This window comes from Cupriavidus pampae, assembly GCF_914271485.1.
Classification (GTDB): domain Bacteria; phylum Pseudomonadota; class Gammaproteobacteria; order Burkholderiales; family Burkholderiaceae; genus Cupriavidus; species Cupriavidus pampae.
On record NZ_CAJZAG010000015.1, the window covers coordinates 40,528 to 61,865 of the forward strand.

The 21,338-nt window shown below is 60.7% G+C and carries 13 protein-coding genes; 4 read left to right on the forward strand and 9 right to left on the reverse strand.

Translation table 11 applies throughout. The features are described 5' to 3' along the window. Nucleotides 1–380 precede the first annotated feature (380 nt). The 3 genes from LDO41_RS30295 to LDO41_RS30305 all read left to right on the forward strand — a co-directional run bounded on the left by LDO41_RS30295 (nucleotide 381) and on the right by LDO41_RS30305 (nucleotide 6,849). Nucleotides 381–911: a lecithin retinol acyltransferase family protein gene (locus LDO41_RS30295; protein WP_223995008.1), complete on the forward strand. Its 531-nt coding sequence runs from the start codon at nucleotides 381–383 to the stop codon at nucleotides 909–911. Between the two features lie 869 nt (nucleotides 912–1,780). Next, the gene (locus tag LDO41_RS30300) at nucleotides 1,781–5,491 is read left to right on the forward strand and encodes an autotransporter outer membrane beta-barrel domain-containing protein (RefSeq protein WP_223995010.1); all 3,711 of its coding nucleotides are present in this window, start codon (nucleotides 1,781–1,783) and stop codon (nucleotides 5,489–5,491) included. Nucleotides 5,492–6,012: 521 nt separating this feature from the next. Next, nucleotides 6,013–6,849, forward strand: coding sequence for an alpha/beta fold hydrolase (locus LDO41_RS30305; RefSeq protein ID WP_223995012.1), 837 nt, complete (start codon nucleotides 6,013–6,015; stop codon nucleotides 6,847–6,849). A gap of 209 nt (nucleotides 6,850–7,058) precedes the next feature. On the opposite strand, the gene LDO41_RS30310 is transcribed toward LDO41_RS30305, so the two are convergent. The 7 genes from LDO41_RS30310 to LDO41_RS30340 all read right to left on the reverse strand — a co-directional run bounded on the left by LDO41_RS30310 (nucleotide 7,059) and on the right by LDO41_RS30340 (nucleotide 14,950). Next, the gene (locus LDO41_RS30310) at nucleotides 7,059–8,006 is read right to left on the reverse strand and encodes a LysR family transcriptional regulator (protein WP_223995014.1); all 948 of its coding nucleotides are present in this window, start codon (nucleotides 8,004–8,006) and stop codon (nucleotides 7,059–7,061) included. A gap of 541 nt (nucleotides 8,007–8,547) precedes the next feature. Next, complete coding sequence (locus tag LDO41_RS30315; protein WP_223995016.1) at nucleotides 8,548–9,750, reverse strand: MFS transporter; 1,203 nt, start codon at nucleotides 9,748–9,750, stop codon at nucleotides 8,548–8,550. Nucleotides 9,751–9,903: 153 nt separating this feature from the next. Continuing rightward, nucleotides 9,904–10,200 (reverse strand): muconolactone Delta-isomerase, encoded by a 297-nt coding sequence (locus LDO41_RS30320; RefSeq protein WP_223995018.1) that lies wholly within the window; start codon nucleotides 10,198–10,200, stop codon nucleotides 9,904–9,906. Between the two features lie 20 nt (nucleotides 10,201–10,220). Continuing rightward, nucleotides 10,221–12,383, reverse strand: a complete 2,163-nt coding sequence (locus tag LDO41_RS30325) for a xanthine dehydrogenase family protein molybdopterin-binding subunit (protein ID WP_223995020.1) — start codon at nucleotides 12,381–12,383, stop codon at nucleotides 10,221–10,223. A 4-nt stretch (nucleotides 12,384–12,387) separates the two neighbouring features. Beyond that, entirely contained in the window at nucleotides 12,388–12,843 is a 456-nt protein-coding gene (locus tag LDO41_RS30330) for a (2Fe-2S)-binding protein (protein WP_223995022.1), read from the reverse strand. Between the two features lie 261 nt (nucleotides 12,844–13,104). Continuing rightward, complete coding sequence (locus LDO41_RS30335; RefSeq protein WP_223995024.1) at nucleotides 13,105–13,953, reverse strand: LysR family transcriptional regulator; 849 nt, start codon at nucleotides 13,951–13,953, stop codon at nucleotides 13,105–13,107. 85 nt (nucleotides 13,954–14,038) lie between these two features. Beyond that, complete coding sequence (locus tag LDO41_RS30340; protein WP_223995026.1) at nucleotides 14,039–14,950, reverse strand: LysR substrate-binding domain-containing protein; 912 nt, start codon at nucleotides 14,948–14,950, stop codon at nucleotides 14,039–14,041. A gap of 158 nt (nucleotides 14,951–15,108) precedes the next feature. Between LDO41_RS30340 and LDO41_RS30345 the strand changes: the two genes are divergently transcribed. Then, entirely contained in the window at nucleotides 15,109–15,537 is a 429-nt protein-coding gene (locus LDO41_RS30345; RefSeq protein ID WP_223995028.1) for an ester cyclase, read from the forward strand. 262 nt (nucleotides 15,538–15,799) lie between these two features. Here LDO41_RS30345 and LDO41_RS30350 read toward each other — a convergent pair whose 3' ends face one another. Together LDO41_RS30350 and LDO41_RS30360 are read right to left on the reverse strand one after the other, a co-directional pair. Then, nucleotides 15,800–16,900 (reverse strand): NAD(P)-dependent alcohol dehydrogenase, encoded by a 1,101-nt coding sequence (locus LDO41_RS30350; protein WP_223995030.1) that lies wholly within the window; start codon nucleotides 16,898–16,900, stop codon nucleotides 15,800–15,802. Between the two features lie 1,154 nt (nucleotides 16,901–18,054). Further along, entirely contained in the window at nucleotides 18,055–21,330 is a 3,276-nt protein-coding gene (locus tag LDO41_RS30360; protein ID WP_223995031.1) for an autotransporter family protein, read from the reverse strand. Nucleotides 21,331–21,338: the final 8 nt, after the last annotated feature.

Below are 21,338 nucleotides of genomic sequence, written 5' to 3' on the forward strand. Positions count from 1 at the left end.
CCGTGCCCGAAGTACGCCTGAACAACGCGATGAAAGCGCTCACGTTGTTAAGCCGAGTTCAAGAGCTACGCTACGCTCGCGACCGTCTCACACGCCGCCAGCAGCTCCAGCACTGCTAGCCGAGCGCGCTGACGCCACGCAGTGAACGTCAGCCCTGTCTGGCCGATGGCCCAGTCCGTTGACGACCTCCCGCAAGCGGTGACGCGACGTGGAAACCTCTGCGCCCGACGTCGCCGGCAATATATGGATTGCTTATCATTGAGCAGCGAAAAACATTGCATAAACAATAATTTATGCAATACGTAAAAATGTTTAATTTTCATTGATGCATGGCGCGGCCTACGCTCCAGTCAATTCTTCGTGATTGTCTGGACATTCAAATGGACCGCCAACCGATCTCCGACCCAGCGCGCAGCGCCACGGCACGCCTGACGCGACGCTATCCCGAAGCCAGCACGGAGCCGCCGATCGGTGCGCACCTCATCTCGCCGCGTCGTGGCTATAGCCATCACGGCATCTACGTGGGAGATGGCAACGTTGTGCATTACGCAGGTCTTGCCGGAGCGCTACGTCGTGGCCCCATTGAGGAAGTCAGCATCACGCATTTCGCGGCTGGGCACGAGGTCTTGTTCGCACCCCATGCGGCCCCCGCATACGTCCGTCAGGAAGCCGTGCAGCGTGCACGGTCGCGTCTGGGCGAGAATCGTTACCGGCTGCTGACCAACAACTGCGAACACTTTTGCACCTGGTGCCTGTATGGGGAAGGACGTAGCGAACAGGTGCTCGCATGCTTGGTGGATCCGCGGGCGGCGCTTCGGACGGTGCTATGCCTCTTCATTGCCTTCCTCGTGACGGCATGGCCGATATCGTTAGCGTCGGTATCGTCAATAAATCGCACCGACCTTGCGTGAGGCGCCACTGCCGGACGTCAATCCTGACTACGCAGGAGAACAGATCATGGAGCCGGAAAGCTAACTGGTAGCGTCGCAGAAGACGATGGAAGCCTGTGGATTGCGGTAATGCAGCCTGCTGCGGAGCGATCCGAAATGCGTGCTGGCATCTCTCGGCAATCAGACCATTCGACGATACAGGACAACGTCGCACCCCGTCATACGATGAACCTGATATGTCAGAATCAGCTTCAAACAGCGACTCACTGTTTCATTAGAAAATAATAATAACGCCGCGTGGAATTCTTCACTTCCACATCAACTTCGCCATGACATCATCAGGATATGCATCTCGACCAAGCTCGGGAACATCCAATGTGTTGGGTTCAGCGCGGAGATTTCAGTGGCCCCCGATACGAGGCGCTATCTGTTCCCTATGGTTTGCGTCACACCATCCATGCTGGGAACGCACGTAAATGCCGGCCCACTCCCGGGGGCTCACGCAACAAGCGTCTGCGAGCGTGCGATGACATGTCCCCGCTTTGATGACGTATATGCATCCCATCCGCCATTCCGCTTTGCCCGTGCAACAAGCCTCCGTCACGGGAAGGAGAAGGTCCCGGGCTGGGCAAAAGATGAGCTCGAGCGGAATAACAACATGGAAAAAGATGGCGAGGCGATTCTCTACGCCGGGGTGATAGCGGAACATACCAACCTCGAATCGCACATGCACCGTCGGCGCGACCGACGTTTCCCTGCCGACTCCCGTCTGCAGCCAGTGATCGCTTGTCGTTCATTCGCACAACGTCCAACCTGAGTTGGTTGCGGCGGCGGAGGACGAACCAGCCGACGAACATGAAATAGCTCAACGTCGGCACAAGGGAGGCACGATGAAGAGCATTCACCAAGCAAAGGCGACAGGTGCGGCGCGGCCGAACGGACGCCATAACGCTCACTACCTGCTAGTTGGGGTTGCTGTCGCCGGTCTCACAAGCGAGGCAGACGCGCAAACATGCACGACGATCGGCACGGGCCAAGTGTCTGCAACCGACACTTGTACTGTGGGTGCCGCGTCCATCAGTACCACCGCAGCCAATCCGATTGCCATGACTGGTACCGGCACCGGCGCGAACCTGACGGACAACGGAACAACGCTCGGCCTCTCCGTAGCGAATGCCATCGGCGTGAACGCCCTTGCGGGCGCGCGAATCAACTTCAATGGCGGGAGCGTCAACACGACATCAAACACCGCCGCGCTAGCCAATGGCCAGATCGGCCTGCGCGCGACTGGTGCCGGGAGTTCCATCTTTGCCGATTCCGTACAGATCAATATGAGACCCGCTGCCGGTGTTTCCCTGTCGGCGGTCAGGGCCGAGGACGGCGGCACAGTCACGCTCAGCAACACCACCATTAACATTGGCAGCGCCGGTAGCGGCAGAAACTTCAATCATGGGCTGGTCGCCAGCGGCGCAAACAGCAACATCTTTGCGACCGGGATCAACGTCACAGCTGCCTCAAACTTCTCGAATGCCGCCCGCGCGGAGCTCGGCGGTACCGTGACGCTGGTCAGCAGCACGCTCGCTGCCACCGGCGCCGGCAACGCGGTCAGCGGCCCCGCAGCCGCGGCGAGCGCCTTATCGGGTGGCACGCTGGTGATTCGGGGTGCCAACACAATCCTCAGCGGCGGCGTCAGCAACCAGTCGCATGGTCTGTTTGTCTCAGATGTGGGTTCGACAGCTACTGTATCGGATGCAACGATCCTGGCAGTGGGCGGCAGTAACTCGAACGGCGTTTTTGCAGACAACGGTGGCAGCGCCGCAATCTCGAGCAGCACCATCAGCTCGGCAACATCTCGCGGTGTGTGGGTAACCAACGGGGCGAGCGTAAGCCTGACCAATACCACTGTCACGAGTGCAATCAGCAACGCGGTCGCCGCCGGAGCCGGTGGCAGCGTCACCATTGACGGGGGGCGTCTGGAGAACAGCGGCCAGGTGCCGACACTCTCTGTTGGAGGCGTGAACACAACGGCAACCACGCACAACACCGCCATCATAAGCACCGGCAACGCGAATGCCCCTGGCGTGTATGTCGGTACCGACGCGCTCGCGACGATCAATGGAGGTACCGTCGACACATTCGGCACGACGGAACGTGGCCAGCGTGTCAAGGGAATCGCCGCAAATACCCCAAATGCGCGCCTCATTGCCAATGATCTCGGGATACACACCCATGGCGATGAAGCGATTGGCGTCGCCGCCGACGACGGGGGTACGGTCACATTGAATCGTTCAACCGTCCTCACTGATGGGCGCAATGCAATTGGCGTCTACGCGGGGGTTGACCCAACTAAGCCTGGACAGGCCGTCGTCGTCGCTAACGCATCGGCGATCGAGACGTTCGGTGAAATCGCTCACGGTGCCCAGGCACAGGCGCAGACCTCGCTTGCGATCCCGGCAACCGTCACGCTCAATGACAACACTTCCGTCATCACGCATGGAGCCGGGGCGGTCGGTTTGCGCGCGGTGCTCAAAGGAAAAGTCGAGGCACTGCAAGGTAGTAACGTCACAACTGAGGGTTCGGCCGCCCATGGCATGCTCGCCCTCGGTGACCAAAGCCTCGTGATTCTCAACGGTGCAACGGTAACGACAAGTGGCATCGCGGCACATGGCGGGGTGGCGCGAGACAGCGGCCGCATCAGCGGCACGAACGCCACGGTGACGGCGACGAATGCCAACGCTGCCGCCTTGTATGTTGCCGCGGATATGAGTCCCACCTCTGCGGATTTCACGACGTCGGCGCTCAGCAATCGCAGTGGGCCGACCATCGCAATCGCCGGCGCCGGTACCGTCTCGCTCGTCAACTCGACGGTCTCTGGCAGCGGCGAGTGGCTCCGTGTCGGCACGCCAGCAGACTTCCCGACGCTTCCCGCACCAGAAAATCCTATCGCCCGACCGGAGCCCGTGCCGCCCGGAGAGGATCCATCGACGCCGCCCGCAGACTTGCTGCTTTCAGCCGGAGCCCTCTCCACTATCGCAAAAACTCCTCAGGCTCTGGATACCTTTGCCACGGTTGATGCGTCCGGATCGATGCTGATAGGGTCAGCTATCACCATGCCAGGAAGCACATCAACCGTTACCTTACGCAACAGCACCCAGTGGGACCTGACGGGAAACTCGAACCTGACGAATCTCACCAACGACGCGAGCCGCATTCTCTTCTCTACTCCGGTCGCGGGAGCGTTTAAGACGCTGACAGTGAGCAATTATGCAGGGGCCAATGGTGCGTTGATTGGACTCAACACCGTGCTCGCCGCGGACAACTCGCCTTCGGACAAGCTGGTCATCGACGGCGGTAAGGCAACGGGCGGCACCGGGCTGCGCATCACCAACGCAGGCGGTGCGGGCGCGCTGACACAGGCCAACGGCATCATGGTCGTCGATGCCGTCAATGGCGGCACGACCACTGCGAGCGCATTCGTACTATCCGGACGCGCGGTTGCCGGACCATACGAATATCGCCTATTCCGCAGCAGCATTGACAGCTCCAATCCACAGGCCTGGTACCTGCGCTCGGATCAGACGCCCGCGCCCCCCGTTCCTCCGCCCAACCCTGACGTCATTCCAGTGCCCCCAACACCGTTGTATCGCCCCGAGGTTGCCGCCTATCTGGCCAATCAGCGACTGGCTGCGGGGTTCCTGGTGCACAGCCTGCACGACCGACTGGGAGAGCCGCAGTGGACCGAGCAGCAACGCTTCGACAATGATGACCAGAAACGCGGCGCGGGATGGGTCCGGCTGGTAGGCAAGGACATCGGCTCGCGCAGCCGCGATGGCAACTTCGACGTGAACAGCGATGTCTGGATGCTTCAGGGCGGTGGCGACGTGGCGAGCTGGTCAGTATTCCGCGGCGATGACCGCATACACGTGGGTGGCATGCTCGGATATAGCTGGGGCTCGAGCACGGGTCGCGCCGCAGGCAATCCCGCGACCGCAGACAGCGATGTGCAAGGCGTCAATGTGGGGGTGTACGGAACCTGGTTCCAGAATGACAAGTCTCGGCTCGGCTGGTACACCGATCTCTGGGCCCAGTATGGCTGGTACACCAACCACGTGAACGGCCAATCGCTGCCCACCGTAAAGTACGACTCCCGCGTGCTGGCGCTGTCCGCCGAGACTGGCTATGCCTGGTATGCACGTCATGAGCGCGACTGGGTCATCGAGCCTCAGGGTCAGGTCATCTTTGTTCGCGGGCATGAGAACGGTGTGACGGAACCCAACGGTACCCGCATCGACGGCGGAGACGGCAGCGGCTGGATCACGCGCCTTGGGGTCCGTCTGCACAGAACCTGGATTCACGACTCCGGCAAACGCACGCAGCCTTATCTCACGGTCAACTGGTGGCACGACGCAGTGGACAACGTCCTCACCTTCAACCAGGTATCGTTACGGGACATGTATCCGCAGAACCGCTACGAGATAAAGATCGGCATCAACGTCGAGCAGGGCAAGGGATGGACTGGCTGGGGCAACGCCGGATGGCAGTTCGGCAGTCAGTCTTACCACGCGTTCATCGGACGGCTGGGGGTCAAGTATGCGTGGTAACGCATGCTGGGGGCATCGGGTGGCGCCGACGCTCGCAACATAGTATTCGCAGCCCGAGTTCTTTTTCGAGCGACCGAGCCCCGACTGAAGCGATCGGTCGTCGTGCAATAAAGGCCGGCAGCAGGTGTATGGGTTACACAGCGCCGCTCCCTTGCAAGAGGACGTAAGGGCGCGTTTGCGCCACCCGAGCAAAGCGCCTTTGTCGCCTAACGACCCAGAGGCATAGCTGTGGCATGGGAGTACAACTTTTCGCGGCTTGAGGGCAGTGGCCCGGCATCGGGCTTGCGTCCGGCATCGTACTACCCACCCACCGATGCCACGCTCCGCGCATGGCATCACACCGGCGCTCACTCATGTCCACTAAACTTTCACGCCTTCGCTCGCCCTCATCTACGGCACCCCCCGCCGCTGGTACCGCCATCGCCACTACCGCCGCGCTGGCTGTGGCTGGTACTGCCACCGCCCTCTGGGCGAGACATCGGGCGCGCGTAGCCGAGCACGAGCATCCGCCCCTTGGCCGCATGATCGACGTTGATGGCGTGCGCCTCCACTATCTCGAGCGCGGTGAGGGTCCTCCGGTCGTCCTGCTGCACGGGAATGGCGTGCAATTGGAGGATTTTATCGCCAGCGGACTGTTCGATAAGCTCGCAGAGCGGCATCGCGTGATTGCATTCGACCGGCCCGGTTTCGGCCATAGCACCCGCCCGCGGGGCAAGCTATGGACCCCTAGCCTTCAGGCATTGTGGCTTGGCAAGGCCTTGGAACGCCTGGGAGTAACTCGTCCGGTGGTCGTCGGGCATTCCTGGGGTACCTTGGTAGCACTCGCCATGGGCGTGCAAGCACCCTCCAATATCGCAGGGCTGGTGCTGCTCTCCGGCTTCTACTATCCGACTGCGCGCATGGAAGTCCCACTCAACGTGCCGGGGGCAATTCCGGGGGTGGGCGATGTGTTACAGCATACCGTGATGCCTGTCCTGGCTCGCTTCGCGCTTAAGGGAACTGTGCGCAAGATGTTTGCACCCAACCCAGTGCCAGATGACTTCCTGCAGGTTGTGCCACGTGAAATGATGCTCCGCCCTCGGCAACTGCGGGCGGCAGCCGAAGATACCGCATTCATGATTGCGGCGGTCACGCAAATGCAGGAAGAGTACGCCCAGCTACAGGTCCCCGTGACATTAATCGCCGGAGCGGATGACGGCATCGTTGATCCGACCGCCCACACTAAGCGCTTGCACGATGAACTGCCACGCAGCGAACTCAAGATGGTGGCAGCAGGCCATATGGTGCATCATGCCGTGCCCGCCGAAATCGCAGACGCTGTGGAAGCATTGTCGTCTCCGGTCGGTGCTGCCGCATAACAAGACGTCGAAGCTATCCCGCTTGATTCGGACCATAGGAGGCGATTCGCTGCAGTCGAGTGGGATTGGCTGGATGTGGCCTCTTTTGCTCCGATGCACGGGGGCAATTTCCGTCAACGAATCTGTGTCGTCATGGGAGAGAGAAGACATCACCAGCCCCCTCTTTGAAGCTGACTTGGTGCACGACGGGATCCGTTGCCGCTCTGGCACTAGACCACGGGCACAAGGGGAGCAGACGGCCTGGCACGCCTGCCACTCTCGACCGCCTTGGGGGGATCGCGTAGCACGGAGGCGCCTACTTCCATGATATCGCGCAGGGGGACATCATTCGGTGCATCTCGCGGCATAAGGAAATGCACCGTCGCCCAAGTCGGGAAGTCTGCGGGAGGTGCTAGCACCTGAGTCTTACCATCAGAGGTCACCAGCGGAACATTGAAATCGAGGATTGGGCAGAAGCCTCCCGCGGAATGCATCAACGAGATCTGCGATTGCCATGACGGGACCACCGTCTCACGGCAATGGCTCACGTGTCGCATCAGGAAGGCGCGAAGCGGACTGCTGCTCTCGCAGTCCTCCTGTAAGAGAATCCAGTCCCTGCCCGCCAGACCATTCTCTCTGCAGCGGTCAGCACTGACCAAACGACGCGGCGTTGCCATGATGTTCAGCGGAACCACGCTGTCCTGCATATCTACACCGTCCACCATGAAGGCGCAATGTAACTCGCCGGCCTCGAACGTCTTGTGTATGGCTGAATGAGCGGTCACCGAGCACGCACTAAAACTGTGGCCGGGAAAATTCTCATAGAGCGCCGTAAGAATGTAGGTAATCACGGGATCGCCAATCGATGGGGAAAACCCGACGAACACCCTGCGCCCGGCATCTGCTCCAATCTCTCGAGCGTCGCGCGGCTGCGCGACCTCCATCCATTTATCCAATATCTGACGCGCGGCACGTTCTAGCTTCACTGCAAAAGGAGTGGGTTCCAGCGTGCCGCTGCGGTTGACGAACAAGGGATCCCTGGTGATATCGCGCAGTCTGCTCAGACTGTATGCGACTGTAGGCGGGCGCACCTGCGCCCACGCTGCCACGGTTTGTAGGTCGCGATACTCCATGAACAGGACAAAAACGCGCAAGAGCTTGATGCTGACGTGCCGCATACGTAAATCTCCCCAGGCTCGAGTAGTTCATGGGTGTAACGCATTGGCGTCGCCGAATACAATTACAAGGGCAACCCGACACGAATGCGGCATGCTTTCTACGCTAACTGTAAATGCAGAGGGACGGGAAACAATGCTAGTGCTTCCGGGCAAGCCATCCATCTGCCTCGAACAAATGCCACTCGGTCACACGGTCCCAATTGGAAACGTCGGCAGCCATTGCGGCCACGGAAATTTCGGCTTCGCTCACAAGGCCCGGATCGAGCGGTGAAGGCCTACGTTCCATCGCGCGACCACGCACCGCCGGACACCTTCCGCGCAGCGCTGAACATGCACTGAGCAGGGGTTTGAAACTGGAATGATGTTGGCAAGCTTAGTACTAAATTTCCGCAATCCGACCGAAAACACGTTCGAATTTCAAGCGCTCTGCATGAATTAAAACTAATTGCTTTATCAATCAAAGCGGGCGCTACGCTCGAATCGCTCCGTGCCGTCTGCCTATCGACGTCCCTGCAAACGACCGGACAGTGGCCGCAAACGGCTATGCATGCTGGCGAAACGTGATCACACCGAACACCACGGCACTGACTGCGAGCGCCACCGCAAACATGATGACGCCTGCCGACAGGCCGAAGAAGTCGATGGCGTACCCGGCCGATACCGCCAGTAATCCCGCCGGCAAATAGCCGCCCATATTCATGATGGCATTGGCCTCAGCTCGACGCGTATCGGGCACGTTCAAGCCGATCAGCGTCAATCCACCAAGTTGACCCAACCCCTGGCCGATGCCAGCAAGCAACGCAGACACCAGCAATACGGGCACGGACGACGCGAGCACGGCAACGCTCAGCGCGCCCATCGCCAGCACCGTCGCGGACGAGCCCGCGGCGAATATCGCCCGTACCGACCAGCCGCGAACCACGAACTGCACGCCAGTAGCAACGGCAAACATGGCGCAGGCCATGCCACCCGCCAGCAGGGGACTGCGAACGTCCAGCAAGCGAGCGAGCAGCGAGGGGCCCAATGCCAGCACGAACGACGTCGCTGTAATGCCGGGCCCGAACACGGCAATGCCGGATAACACGTGGCGCCGATACTCGCGCGGCAGCGACGGCAGGCGCAGACGTGTACCGCTCGCTGTCACATTGGGCCGTGACAACGGCAATCGCGCGGTCACCACGAATGCGCTCAGTAATACGACAAACTCAATGGCGAACACCGGGCGCACAGCATCAGCGAGCGATTGCGCAATGCCACCGGCCAGCAATGGACCGAGTCCGGCGCCGAGCACCATGGCCACAGACGCGAGCAGCGCTGCCTGCCGACGACGCTCGCCACCGCCAAGATCCCCGACGGTCGCCATGCCCGCGGAAACGATGACGCCCACCGCGATCCCTGTCAGCAGGCGCGCGACGGCGAGCATGGCAATGGACGAAGCGGTCGCGAACAAGACGCAGGCAACAAGTGCCGCAAGCAAACCAGGCAGCAGGACCGCCTTGCGGCCAATCCGATCCGAGAGCTGACCGGCGATTAGTAAAGTGCCGAGCAGGCTTGCGATGTACAGCGCAAAGATAACCGTTAGCATTCCCGACGAAAATCCGAGCGCGCGCTGCCACACCACATAGAGCGGCGTCGGAGAGTTGGACAGCATGAACACCGCTGTGACAGTCCACGCCGCGCGGACCATATCGGGCGTGAACGTAGCAGGTGCGCGAACCGGTTGCGCGACGAGCGTATCGGACATGACGTCCTCCAGGAGAGAAAGAAGGGGCTCGACGCCGCAAACCGCGATACGTCGATGGGTTGTCCGATCTTTCCCCAGATCGTCGCGTGTGCCTATTCCGTGAACATGCAGGCTGTGGGTGCAGAATTGCACAAGGCGCTGTACATGGTTGCCTCAGAGCGCCGCCGTCTCGCCTTCGATGGACGCTGGGTGGCGGCAAAGTGCCGTGACCTCGACTTCCATGTACGGATAGAGTGGCAACGACGTCAGGATGTTGTGAAGCTCATCCACACTGTCAACGTCGAAGACACTGATGTTTGCCCATTTGCCAGCAATGCGCCAAATGTGCAGCCACTTGCCAGTGCGTTGCAGCCCCTTGGCAAGCTCGATCTCCTCGGCGCTGAGCGCCTTGATCTTCTCCATGTCCGTGCCCGGCGGAACTCGAACGGTGATCTTCGCCTGGAAAAGCATGAACGTCTCCGTTAGCCGCATCACGCCTTGAGCAGCGCGGCCTCCATCGGCAATTTACGAATGCGCTTGCCGGTCGCCGCGGCGACGGCATTCGCCACAGCCGGGAACAGCGCTGCCGTTGCCGCCTCGCCAACACCGCCGGGCGCCTCGACACTGCTCACGATATTCACTTCGATAGCAGGCGCCTCGTTGATGCGCATCACCCGATAGTCATTGAAGTTGGACTGCTCGACCCGCCCATGGCTGAACGATATCTTTCCCCACAGAACCGCCGAGCACCCGAAGATCACGCCACTCTCGATTTGCGCTCGAATGGTGTCAGGATTGACGACATGCCCGCAATCGACAGCGCAGACCACACGCCTGACCCGCACCTCCCCCTTCTCATCGACCTCCACCTCCGCCACCTCCGCTACATAGGAGGCGAATGCAAACTGCACGGAGATCCCGCGCCCCACCCGCAGGCCGGCGCGACTGGGCTTGAGCGGTTGGTGCCAGCCTGCCTTCTGAGCAGCGCGTTCCAGCACAGCCTTTGCGCGAGGTTGCTTCGCGAGCAATGCGCGGCGATATTCGTAGGGGTCCTTCCGCGCCGAATTCGCGAGCTCGTCGATGAAACTCTCGACCACAAACACATTGTGGGTCGGCCCTACGCCGCGCCATTTCCCGATCGGCATGGGCGTCTCGAGCCGCACGTAGTTCACGCGCACGTTGGGAATTGCATAGAGAAGATTGATCGCACCGATGACGCCGTCCGGATCGACGCCATGCTTGAACGTGCTCGGCAGATAGCGAGCCATCACGGCCGCGCCAGTGATCTTGTGGGTCCACGCCAACGGCATGCCCTGTCCATCCATTACGGCATCCAGCTGATTCAGGTAGTACGTCCGGAGAATGTCGTGTTGGATATCTTCCTCGCGTGTCCAGATAAACTTCACCGGCCCCTGCACTTGCCTGGCAAAGCGGACTGCTTGCGTCACATAGTCGACTTCCAGGCGACGCCCAAAGCCGCCGCCAAGATACAGCACATGTACCCTTACCTTGTCCTTCGGCAGGCCTGTCACGGCAGCTGCCGTCTCTTGCGCGCGGGCAGGCACCTGAGTACCGGTCCACACGTCACACGAATCGCGCGTGACATGTACCGTGCAGTTCATCGGCTCCATGGTCGCGTGCGCGAGGAATGGCAGCTCGTAACGCGCCTTGATTGCATTTCCTCCGCTGCGAAGCGCTGCGGATACGTCGCCAATGTTCTGCGCAACGACACCGTCGCCCCTCGCCGCCTGCTCCATGCTCGCGATCAGCGTTGCGTTGGAGAATCCGGCGTTTGTGCCCGCGTCCCAGTCCAGCTTCAACGCGGACAACCCTCGCCTTGCGGCCCACATGTCGTCGGCAACCACGGCAACGGCATCGTCGATCCGCACGATCTGACGCACCCCCTTGATCTCGAGCGCGCGTCTGTCATCGACGCCGCGAAGCTTTCCACCTACCACCGGGCTTGCGGCAACCGTCGCGATCCCCATATCCGGCAGCACGACATCGATGCCAAAGACAGCCCGCCCCTCGACCTTGTCCCGCGAGTCGAGCCGTTTGACGGGCGTACCGATCAGCCTGAAATCGCGAGGGTCTTTGAGGGCTACGTCTGTTGGCAGCGGCAGCTTTGCCGCGATGCCTGAGAGCTCTCCATAGGTCATGCGTCGGCCACTTGGGGGGTGCATAACGAGACCGTTCGTGGCTTTACAGGTGGAAGCGTCTACCTTCCAGACTTTTGCCGCAGCGGTGACCAGAAGCGTCCGGCAGGTCGCGCCGGCCTTGCGCATGGGCAACCACGCGCCCCGGATCGATGCCGAAGCACCCGTGATCTGGCTGCCAATTACCGGATCGCGATACAGGACGTCATCCGCGGGCGCGTGCTCGAGTCGTACATCGTCAAGCGATACCTCGAGCTCCTCTGCTATCAGCATCGAGATCGATGTATAGGTCCCCTGCCCCATCTCCACGCGAGGCATGACAAACGTGATGTGCCCTGAAGGTGCAATCCTAATGAAGGCATCGGGGGCGAAAGTTCCGGCCGCTGGATCCTCCTCGACGATCTCGTTCGTGGAAGCGAGCAATGGCAGCGCCACACTCATCAGCAAGCCACCGCCGCTGCCGGCAATGATCTTCAGAAACTCACGCCGCTGGCTCATGATTTCAATGCTCCGCCGCGGCCTTCTTGATCGCTGCACGAATCCGCAGGTAGGTACCGCAGCGACAGATATTGCCCGCCATCGCGGCATCGATGTCGGCATCGCTCGGATGCGGATTCGTCGCGAGCAAGGCTGACGCCGACATAATCTGCCCCGATTGGCAATAGCCGCACTGAACCACATCAAGATCGATCCAAGCCTTCTGCACCGTTCGGCCCGAAGGCGTCGCTCCAACGCCTTCGATCGTGACTACCCTGCGTTCGCCAACTGCCGCAATGGGCATCACGCAGGAACGTACCGGCAGGCCATCAAGGTGTACTGTGCAGGCACCGCATTGCGCAATGCCACAACCGAACTTGGTTCCCATCAGACCCACCCGATCGCGCAGCACCCACAGTAGCGGCATGTCCGGTGGCGCGTCGATCGTTCGGCTTTCGCCGTTGACGTTGATGGCATACATGCGAACGGACCTCCCACGCTATGTCGGACAGTCTGGCGTGTGTGAACTGGATCCGGACGGTGATGCCGCGGGAAACAGGGACTCGGGCGGGACGCCCTCATAGGCATCGTGACGGTCCGACTGGCTATCAATCTAGTCGCCGGTTGGAGGAAGTTCCATTGAATTCTCTGCGAGACGATCGTGCTCAGAATGGGCGGACGCGACCTAGTTAGCTGCTTACAGAAAAGATCGCTCGCGGAGGCGTGTGTGAGAGCTGTCCAGCTACTTGGGGAAGCAGTCGGCAATGAATTGCATAACACTTCGAATAGCGGGTGCGTGGCGGACGTCGTCGTGCGTGGAAGCCCACACTTCACGGATCAATGGTGTGCCGACGCATTCCACCAACGCGAGGCTCTCATCCCAGTCCCCAAGGAAGTACGGCAGAGCAGCAACACCAACACCCCCGCACGCCGCGGCATGCTGCACATCCAGGCTATTACTTCGGAGCACAACCGGACGAGACATTGCCTGTTGATCCAGCCAGATTTGCTGAACGGATCCATCCATGCTGTCGTCGTATCCGATGAACTCGTAGCTCTCAGGCGTGCGCGAGGCCAGGTACGCGGGCGATGCATATAGTCCGAAGGACACCGTGCCCACCTTGCGCGCGACAATGTCCGCCTCGGTCGGCCGACTCAGGCGAACCGCAACGTCCGCCCCCCGGCGGGTCAACGAGACATTATGCGTTTCGGCGATCAGCCGTATGCGCACAGCGGGATGTTGCTCCCGAAGCTTGCCGAGATTCGGTGCAATGACACTGACTGCCATCGAGGGGGGCGCGCTGATCACCACTTCGCCTGCGACGACCTCCCGCCCAGCGACTGATATGCGTTGGACCGCAAACGATTCCCCCTCCATGCGCCGTCCCAATTCCGCAACTTGCTGCCCCTCCGCCGTTAGCACATAGGCGCGCGGTCGGCGGTCCACGAGCTTGAGCTCGAGCGCCTGCTCCAGTGACGCGATTCTTCGCGCGACAGTCGCATGATCAACCTTCAATTGGCGCGCTGCCTTCGCAAGCGATTCATCCTGGCTAAACGCAACGAAGTAACGCAAATCCTCCCAGTCGAACATAACCCTCCTCTCCATGTCTGCAAATGCAGCCGCGTTTCCAAATGCGTTCGCGCGCTAGCTCATAAGGACACTGGGGCTGGAACTCCTAGTCCAACGAAGGCTCTGGACTACCGGATGCCGGGGGCGCGCCCCCACTCTCGAGCAGCACCTCCGTGAGCAGCGCTATTAGAGGTTCAATCATTTGCTGCATTCCCGGTACCTGGGCCGCGACGGATACTTCCGTCGCCGGCAATGCAGGCCAATGCTCAGACGGCGGCAAAAGCCTCATGCCTGGTTGAACAAACGATTTCCCCAACGCGGTTACGCCGAGCCCGCCCAGAACCGCGGCCTGCACACCAGCCAGGCTGCTTGCCGTCACGGCGGTCACCCACTCGCGCCGTGCAGAGTTGAGCGTTTGGGTCATCACTTCTCGGTAGCCACAGGGCGGGCGCATCATGACAAGCCGCGCCGGCTTGCGATGATCATTGCGGAAGTCTCCCCCGGCAATCCAAACCAATGGCTCGCGCCAGATCACGCGGCCGCCTTGCAGGGCTTGTCCCTTACGGGTCTTCGCGATCACCACGTCCAACTGACCTGCCTCATAGTCCTCGAAAAGCGCCTGGCTCGCGCTGGTGATTAGCTCCATACGGACATCCGGATACCTCTGAGTGAAGCGGGATAGCAATCGAGGCAGTTGCATCTGAACAAGATTTTCCGAGATACCTAGTCGCAACGTCGTGGCCGGCGTGGGCGTTCGAACTGACTGCAGGAACACGTCGTAATGGGCGAGGAGCTGCCGGCCCGCAGCCAGAAGTCGCTCGCCCTCGACAGTCAAGCTCAGCGCACGGCTCGTGCGTTCAAACACGCGCATCTCGAGCGCCTCCTCCAAGCGCAATACCTTCTGACTGACCGCAGATTGCGACCGTCCGACAGCGTCTGCAGCGGCCGTGAAACTTCCCGTTTCTGCCACAGCGACAAACGCGCGCAGCAGGCTTAAATCAATACTCGGGTCGGACATGATTCATTAGACAATCGACTGGAATGAATAAATATTATTCGTTTGTCTTCTTAATAGCAAATGTCGATACTGGCGTCAGGCTGGCGACAGTGGTCACCGACAAGCCGACTTCGGACTAATGCCGCGATGTCGGGCGAAAACCTAGTTGGAGCACCGTGATGAACACACGAACTGCGGTAGAAATCGCCAATCGGTTCTGGCGTGAGGTGTGGCAGGAGCGAAACCCTGACGCAGCAGACCATCTTGTGGCGGACGACTTTGCGATCACGTCGGGGGGCAGGACAATTGAATCGCGTGAGGCTTTCAAGCGTTGGGCCACCGCCCTCCTCGCCAGCATTGCGGATTTCCGGTTTGATGTCGTCGAATCGTTTCAGAACGAAGCAGGCGATCGCGTAGTCACGCGTTGGGTCGTGACAGGGAGAAACCGAGGCTTCATGGGATCACCTGCTTGCTACACGCCGATTTCTATGACCGGCACCGCCGTGTTGCATGTTCGTGAAGATGGGCTATTGCAGCACAACTGGGTGGAGCGTAGCGCGCTGGAAGTACAACGCTCGCTGGCCGCCGCTGCGCATAACCTCTTTTGAACTGATCTTCGCTTTAAGCGCATCTCCTCACGGCAAAGAGTCGGCAACCTCGGGAACCGCCCGGTCCTGCGATCCACGAGGTGGCCAGCGAGGTCCGAACCTGCAGTCCGAGAGTCCGCTTTTTTTGGCCACATCTGATACCTCTTCCTCGCTGTCCGAAAGAGCACAGTGAGCTGTAAGCCGTAAGGCGTCGGCAGTGAGATCTACGCCTACGCTCACGGCTCGCAAGGGATGTCGTGTCGCAGCGTGGTCAGACGGAACGTCAGGATAGCTTGATTGCAACTTTCAGCACACCGTCCCGTTGATTGGAGAACAAATCATAGGCTTCCACGATATCCTCCAGCTTGCGTTCGTGAGTGACCAGAAGGCTCAAGTCCAGCCGCCCGGACTCGAGCACATTCATCAATCGACGCATGCGCTCCTTGCCTCCAGGGCACAGCGCCGTGTTGATCTTGTGGTCACCAAGCCCCGCCGCAAACGCGGAGAGTGGGATGGTCAAATCCGACGAGTACACGCCCAGGCTAGAAAGCGTGCCACCTGGCTTCAATACACGCATGCCTTGCTCGAACGTCTGCTGAGTGCCCAGCGCTTCGATCGCGGAGTCGACTCCGCGGCCGCCGGTCAGACTCATGATCTCGTCTACCACGTCGCAGTTGCGGAAGTTAAGTACCACATCGGCACCGAGCTTTCGGGCAACCTCAAGTCGCGCATCGTTGCCATCCACGGCAATGATCGTGGTCGCCCCTTTGAGCCTTGCGCCAGCAGTCGCGCATAGACCAATCGGTCCTTGTGCGAATACCGCCACGATGTCACCAATGCGGATGTTTGCGTTCTCCGCGCCCGCGAAGCCTGTCGACATGATGTCCGGGCACATCAGCACCTGCTCGTCCGTCAATCCATCGGGAATCGGCGCGAGGTTCGCCTGCGCGTCCGGCACCAGCACATATTCCGCCTGCGTGCCGTCAATGAGATTGCCGAATCGCCAACCTGCCGTAGCCTTGTATCCGTGGCAGCCGCACAAGCCTCTGGCAATGAGATAGGTGCCATCCTGAGAGGGCACGCCATCCATGGCTGCGTATGTATTGAAGTTCGGGCAGATTGCACCGGCAATGACACGCTGTCCCTCACGGTATCCGGAGACGGCGATCCCAAGCTTCTCGATCACGCCGACGGGTTCGTGCCCTACGGTCAGGCCACGTTCAACGGGATACTCGCCCTTCAGAATGTGCACATCCGTACCACAGATCGTTGTGGTAGTGATGCGGATCAGCGCCTCGTTCGGGGCCACATCGGGAATTGGTTTGTCGGCGAGCTCGATACGGCCGGGCTCGACAAAGACGGCGGCTTTCATCATGGCGGGCATATCGCACTCCTCGGAATCAAGCTGTTCGAGTGTGACGACATGCATTGGCGAAGGGAATTCAGTTCTTTCAGCGCCGTGTTAACTAGATTCTCACCAGCCTGCGGTTGTTGTCCCCGCCCAGTGAATTCAACCTCCGCGTGCCGGCAGTCGCACACGCGTACGCGCATGCGCCGAGCTCGAAATCTCAAAGAAAGAGGCCGCCGCAATTGCCATGAGTACTCGCGGCGGCCCAACTACTGCAGGGATGACGTCAGCAGTATTGCGCGCGCGAGCGCCGCGCTCAATTCAATTCTGATGTCCAAGATTCTGGCTTAGTAGATGCTCGTCGGGAATGTGCGTTGACCCGGCTTGAAACGCCCCACTTTTGTTAGTAACTAAAGGCATCCGCTCCGGATCGGCAATTCGACCGAGTAGCCGGCTTGCTCGAGCGGCTCGGCACCTCATTCCGTGTGCCCATTGACGGCAACTCGAGCAACTTTAGAGTGGCCTGAAAGCGGCCTCCCATGGCGGCGAAAAGGTGATCACACCAAACACCACCGCGCTGACCGCGAGCGCAACGCGGCGAGCCCAGCCGCAGTCGTCTCAGTTCCACTCATGGACTGCCTCATATCCGCTCCCGTCCGAATAACAGACGTCAAGCGCTCACAGGCGCCGACTCCCTTGCGTCGCCCCCCCGGATGGATGTTCCGCTTCCTACCGAAACGCCGCTGCGAGGGCTCGCTGCAGTATCGCTGGGTCGACTGGTTTGACAAGATGTTCCGCGAAACCCGCCGCGCGCGTGCGCTGGTAATCCTCCGGCGCCCGTATCCTGTGATTGCGATGAGATGGAGGCGATGAAGCTGAGGAATCGCGCGCAGCCTGCTCGCAAGCTCATAGCCATCCATCCCGGGTAATCCAACGTCAACAAATAGCTCTGCGGCAGTGCTCGCAGAGCTGTCACGGCGGCACCAATTACCACCGGGTGATCCCGCCGCCATCGGCAAGGATTGTCGCCGCGTCGCACCACCGCACTTCGAGGGACTCTCGACTACGAGGCGCGACTCGCTAATCTCGGCAACCTTGAAACGGGGTCGTACACTGCGGCAATACTGGAGGGTACACGCGGCACGGCGTCACACGATCCCCTGGGAGACCTTGTAACTTGGCCCGCCCGTTCACCAGGTGTACTTCACACCAAGGCGGCCAATGAACGCGTGGTAGGACTGCGAGCCCCATTGCCAGCCGACATTGCTCCAGCCAGTCCAGCCCTTGCGTCCCTGCACGTCGAGCCCAAGTTTTACTTCGTAGCGATTGCTCGGATACAGGTCCCCCATGCTGACCCCATTCAGCGCAACCTGGTTGTCCACTGAGTCATGCCACCAGTTCAGCGTGACGTATGGCTGATAACGGTAGCCCTTCCCGTCGATCCACGTCCGATGCATACGCACGCCTAGACGCGTGATCACGCCACTCGCGTCGGAACCGCCAACTTGCGTACCGGTCGGCTCGGTGAATGTCCCCTGATATCCGTGCACATAGATGATCTGCCCTTGCGGCTCGATCACCCAGTCGCGCGTGAAGCTTGGAAGCCACGCATAACCCGTCTCCGCGGATAGCGCGAGTACCTTCGAGTTGTAGCTGGCTGTAGGCAGGAGTTCACCATTGACATGATTGGTGAACCAGCCGAACTGCGCCCAAAGATCGGTGTACCAGCCGAGGCGTGCCTGATCGTTCTGGAACCAGGTGCCATAGACGCCAATATTGACGCCCTGAACGTCGCTGTCCGCCTTGAACGGATTGCCGCTTGCACGCCCCGTGCTGGAGCCCCAGTTGTAACCAAACATCCCGCCAACATGCAGGCGGTCATCGCCGCGGAAGATCGACCACTGCGCGACATCACCACCCATCTGCAGCATCCACGCGGTGCTTTGCACGTCGAACGTGCCATTGCTCGTGCGAGAGCCGATATCCTTGCCGACCAGGCGTACCCAGCCATCGCCGCGCCGCGCCTCGTCGTTCTCGAAGGTCTGCTGTTCTGTCCACTGCGGTTCGCCCAGCCGATCGTGCAGGCTGTGGACCAGAAATCCGGCAGCAAGGCGCTGGTTGGCAAGGTATGCCCCAACCTCAGGCCGAAGCAACGGCACGATGACGCTCGGATTGGGCGGCGGGGGGATCGGCGGCGATGGAGGTTCTTGCTGCTCAGACCGAAGGTACCAGGCATTCGGATTCGTGCCATCTGTCGCACCACGAAACAGTCGATACTCGTAGATGCCGCCTACGGCTCTGCCCGTCTGTGTGAACGATGTCGCGCCAGTAGTGCCGCCGTTGGCGACGTCAACCACCAGGATGCCGTTTTGAGTGGTGAGCGCGCCGGGCCCGCCTGCGTTGGTGACGCGGATCCCCGAGGCGCCAGACGCCGTGCCGCCGTCGATGATTAGCTTGTCCGACGCCGAGCCATCCGCACCCAGGAACGTATTGACGCCCAGTACCCCGTTGTTGCCCACGTAGTTTTGCGTGGTCAACGTCTTGAAGGATCCCGACACGGGCGCGGTAAACGCGATCGTGCCAGCATTGGTTACCTGCTGTACGACGCGCGAATTGCCAGTCAGCGACCAGATGCTCGTCGCACCGGCATTGACATTGGTGACATCCTGCGCCGCTCCGCTCCAGCGAGAGTTTGTCTGCAAGGCGATATTGGCCGTTGCCGTGGCATTGGCGAACGCATCGCCCGAAAGAACGCTGCCATTGCGCGCGGTCAGATCAACCACCGTCGGTTGCGGCGCGGTCGCGGACCCGACGGCTTCCAGCAATCGGGTGCCACCTGTCACGGTGGCATTGTCGGTCGTGATGCTGCTCTGGCCACCACTCGCGAAGATTGCCACCGAGTCGGGCACGCTCATCGTGCCGCCGGTCATGGTCACGCGATTCATCAGCGTGTTCGAGAAATTCTGCGAGACGATACCCGCGACATTGCCGATAGTCGTTACGTTCGTGTTATCGAGCTGGATGCTGGGACCCACACCACCGGTCACGTCGGTCCCTGTAATCAGGTAGAGTGCACCGCCGCCATTGCCCGAGGCACTTACGGTCGATCCCGTGGCTGTGACCTGCCCGTTCTGGTCCGCACCCAATGCGTATGTGCCAGCGCCCGTGCTGTTGATCGTGCTGCCGGTGAGGTTGATAGCATTGAGCCCGGATACTGCGCGGGCGCCCGCGTAAACGCCGAAGCCGTTCGCGGCATTCATGTTGATGGTGGTGTTGGTCGCGTTGATCGTACTCGTCGACGATGCTGTTGATTGGCTGCCAGGCGTCGCGCGCAGCCCCGCCGGTGTACCCGAGGTCAATGACGTAAGTGCCGGCGTAGTGCTGCCAGCGTCAGTGACGAGCGCCGAGGTGGATGTCGAGGCAAGACCGATCGATGATCCGCCCGCGCGTCCGATGGTGATCGTCGCGTCAGATAGTGTCACCGAAGAGCTTGTGCCAGCGTTGGCAGCGCCGATGCCGCGCGGATCGCCGCTGGTCACGTAAATGCCGGTGCCAGCATCGGCACCGTCGATCACAAGGCCGCGTAACGTAGCCGAGGAGCCAGCGACCGCTGCGACGCCCGTGCTGCCGTTTGGACTCGCTTCACCGGTTCCTGTCAGATGAATAGTGAGTCCATTGCCAATGGCAGTGCCCGACTGTGGCGCGGCGTCCAGAACGATGCCGGTGCTGGCCTGACCGTTCATGTTCAACACGGTGCTGGCAGGCAGCACAATCGTTCCGCCGTTCTGTGCGTACACGCCGATGCCACGCGCCCCATTGGAGATGATGCCGTTAACGCCAGAAAGGGTGAGGCTGCTGCCGGCGCCTGAGCTGCCAAGCGCGATCGCCGCGGTACGCGTCGTGACGATGGTGCTGTTGGTCAGGCTGATCCGTCCGCCCGTCTGGGCAACGGCGCCGTAGCCACCGCCGTTTCCTGTAGCCGTGTTGCTGATGGTAAGACCTGTTGCATCGATCGACGCGGCCGAACCCAGTGCAACGGCGGCGGAGCCAAAAGTACTGGTCGATACCGTAACACCTGGACGCCCAACGATAGCGGCCGCGGCCGTGGCGGAGTTTGTGAACAGTCCGTGGCCGGAAGCACTCTGTATGGCAATCGGGCCAGCCGTGAATCCCGCTGCAGAGGGATCCAGAGTGAGGGTTCCTGCCGTAACAGAGGTGCCGGGGCTCGCGCCAGTTGGCGCTACGGTGGTGTTGCCAACGATCGTTTGATCGCCCGTTGATGCATTGTTGACGATCGTCGTCGTGATTGTGCCGGGACCTACGTTCTGCGCCTGAAGCGAGTTCGCACACATCGTAAAGAGCGCGGTGCCCGTCCATAAGCGCCGCGTCCATCGCTTGATGGCAGAGCGTGCGGGCGGTATGCATGGCTTGCCTTCATCATGGCGCGTCTCTCCTATCGCTGTCATGCCTGCCC

Excerpts from the sequence above, each read along its gene's own strand:
- LDO41_RS30320 (WP_223995018.1), bottom strand. The coding sequence starts at position 10,200 with ATGCTTTTCCAGGCGAAGATCACCGTTCGAGTTCCGCCGGGCACGGAC.
- LDO41_RS30345 (WP_223995028.1), top strand. The coding sequence starts at position 15,109 with ATGAACACACGAACTGCGGTAGAAATCGCCAATCGGTTCTGGCGTGAG.
- LDO41_RS30340 (WP_223995026.1), bottom strand. The coding sequence starts at position 14,950 with ATGTCCGACCCGAGTATTGATTTAAGCCTGCTGCGCGCGTTTGTCGCT.
- LDO41_RS30350 (WP_223995030.1), bottom strand. The coding sequence starts at position 16,900 with ATGCCCGCCATGATGAAAGCCGCCGTCTTTGTCGAGCCCGGCCGTATC.
- LDO41_RS30310 (WP_223995014.1), bottom strand. The coding sequence starts at position 8,006 with ATGCGGCACGTCAGCATCAAGCTCTTGCGCGTTTTTGTCCTGTTCATG.
- LDO41_RS30300 (WP_223995010.1), top strand. The coding sequence starts at position 1,781 with ATGAAGAGCATTCACCAAGCAAAGGCGACAGGTGCGGCGCGGCCGAAC.
- LDO41_RS30305 (WP_223995012.1), top strand. The coding sequence starts at position 6,013 with ATGATCGACGTTGATGGCGTGCGCCTCCACTATCTCGAGCGCGGTGAG.
- LDO41_RS30315 (WP_223995016.1), bottom strand. The coding sequence starts at position 9,750 with ATGTCCGATACGCTCGTCGCGCAACCGGTTCGCGCACCTGCTACGTTC.
- LDO41_RS30330 (WP_223995022.1), bottom strand. The coding sequence starts at position 12,843 with ATGTATGCCATCAACGTCAACGGCGAAAGCCGAACGATCGACGCGCCA.
- LDO41_RS30325 (WP_223995020.1), bottom strand. The coding sequence starts at position 12,383 with ATGAGCCAGCGGCGTGAGTTTCTGAAGATCATTGCCGGCAGCGGCGGT.
- LDO41_RS30295 (WP_223995008.1), top strand. The coding sequence starts at position 381 with ATGGACCGCCAACCGATCTCCGACCCAGCGCGCAGCGCCACGGCACGC.
- LDO41_RS30335 (WP_223995024.1), bottom strand. The coding sequence starts at position 13,953 with ATGTTCGACTGGGAGGATTTGCGTTACTTCGTTGCGTTTAGCCAGGAT.
- LDO41_RS30360 (WP_223995031.1), bottom strand. The coding sequence starts at position 21,330 with ATGACAGCGATAGGAGAGACGCGCCATGATGAAGGCAAGCCATGCATA.